General features: G+C 42.6%; 1 protein-coding gene. It reads left to right on the top strand.

Going from position 1 to position 1550, the window contains the following annotated elements:
• Positions 1-472: 472 nt before the first annotated feature.
• Positions 473-1456: an AI-2E family transporter gene (locus F6K53_RS41455; RefSeq protein WP_366511437.1), complete on the top strand. Its 984-nt coding sequence runs from the start codon at positions 473-475 to the stop codon at positions 1454-1456.
• The last annotated feature ends 94 nt before the right edge of the window (positions 1457-1550 follow it).

The raw sequence follows: 1550 nt of genomic DNA on the forward strand, positions 1-1550 counted from the left end.
TATCCCTGTCTTATTATTGAGACTCTATACCTACCACTACTTTCAAGACTTCTCTGCACCACTAAGGGTTAAAAGTCAGGATTTATGAGTCTGAACCCCTATCGTTACAAAGCTACGCTAACTTCTTTTGGTTGTCGATGTCCCAGGTGGTCAGGCAATACATCCCCTTGCATACCAAAAAATAGCGCAAAGTGACGTTAATCATGTACTAAGTGCCTCTCCCGACTATTGAGCTAAATTATCTTTCACCAACACATCTTGACAATTAACACTAAGTAAGGTATATCAACCAACTTCACAATTTTACTGCTAGATCGGATAATCATTAGGTAAGCTTACTGCTCCTACCAGTCACTGCTATTACGTCAGCCGATTGTCAATGAATTCTATTGTTTCACCAATTCAACAGTTATTGATCACTTAGCTACTAATCTTAATAACTTGATCCGTAACCCTTAGTGCTTTAAGCTATGTGGGTGAGTTAATCAGCATTTTGCTCACTGCTGCTCTGATTGCCTTTGCACTCAACTATGCCGTAGCTGCAGTCAGAGCATTCCTACCCAGAACCCTAGCAGCAGTGTTAGTTTATCTACTAGCCGCCTTGATCGTGGTGATTCTTGCCCTAACCTTAGCCCCCCCAGTATTCAACCAAGGGCGACAATTAGTAACCAAGTTACCAGAGTTGCTAGCAGAAGGTCAGCAGCAATTGGGAGATTTCCAAGCCTGGAGTGAACAGCGCAATTTACCGGTTGATGTCCGGATCTTAGGGTCTCAACTGTTGGCACGAGTGCAAGCACAAGCAGAAGCGATCGCAACCACTGGCTTCGGCTTAGTAGTCGGTACCTTTAACTGGTTTGTAGACTTAATCTTTATTTTAGTGATCTCATTTTATATGCTCATCGATGGTGAGCGACTTTGGCGAGGTCTAACCGCCATTTTTTCCCCGGTGATTAGAGAGGTTTTAACCGAAGGATTGCAGCGTAATTTACAACAAATTGTGATCGGTCAAATCCTGTTAGGATTGTTTATGACAGCCACCCTCACCCCAGCCTTCTGGGTCTTGAAAGTCCCGTTTTTCTTACTCTTTGCTGTCTTCATTGGATTTATGGAAGTGATTCCTTTTGTCGGAGCAACCCTGGGTATTGGCACAGTTGTGATTGTAGTAGCGTTTATTGACTGGTGGCTAGCCCTAGAAGTATTGGCCGTATCCGTAGGTCTACAGCAGATCAAAGACAACTTAATTGCTCCGAGAATTCTCGGTAACTTGACCGGTTTATCTCCAGTGATCATCTTTGTCTCTTTGCTATTCGGAGCAAAACTGGGAGGATTGTTGGGGCTAATTCTCGCAATTCCCCTTACAGGTGTCGTGAAAAGTCTAGTGGAAATTATTTTTGAGCCTACCCTACCCCCTCAAACTGGAGATTTCTTTAACAATCCTTATCAAGAATCCTTATAGTTATTAATCGACAGATAAGCATTCAGCTATCAGCTATCAGCTATCAGATTGATAGAAGATAGCTAACAACTTTAAAAATAAGCTTACAATCCCA

The sequence above is a fragment of the Moorena sp. SIO4A1 genome (assembly GCF_010672065.1).
Lineage (GTDB): Bacteria > Cyanobacteriota > Cyanobacteriia > Cyanobacteriales > Coleofasciculaceae > Moorena.